The organism is Microbacterium sp. GbtcB4 (assembly GCF_019091465.1).
In the GTDB taxonomy this organism is placed as follows: Bacteria; Actinomycetota; Actinomycetes; order Actinomycetales; family Microbacteriaceae; genus Microbacterium; species Microbacterium paraoxydans.
On the sequence record NZ_JAGXJJ010000288.1, the window covers coordinates 1 to 253 of the forward strand.

1 protein-coding gene is annotated in these 253 nt (G+C 70.4%); it reads left to right on the forward strand.

Going from position 1 to position 253, the window contains the following annotated elements:
* On the forward strand, positions 1-253 hold a 253-nt coding region (locus tag KVS71_RS17925; RefSeq protein ID WP_217585212.1), incomplete at both ends, for an aminotransferase class I/II-fold pyridoxal phosphate-dependent enzyme.

Here is a 253-nt window from a genome sequence, read left to right on the forward strand (position 1 = left end):
TGCTGCTGCTCTCGGACGAGATCTACGACCGGGTCGTGTCCCCCGGATTCACGCACGTCTCCACTGCCCAGGTCGCCCCCGATGTGCCCTGCGTCACCTTCGCCGGACTGTCCAAGTCCCATCGCGTCGCCGGGTACCGGGCCGCCTGGGCGCTGACGGCCGGGTTCGCTGCGGACGATCCGTTCCTCTCCGGTCTGCGGCTGCTCGCGTCGATGCGGATGTGCGCGTCCGGGCCCGCGCAGCATGCGATCAC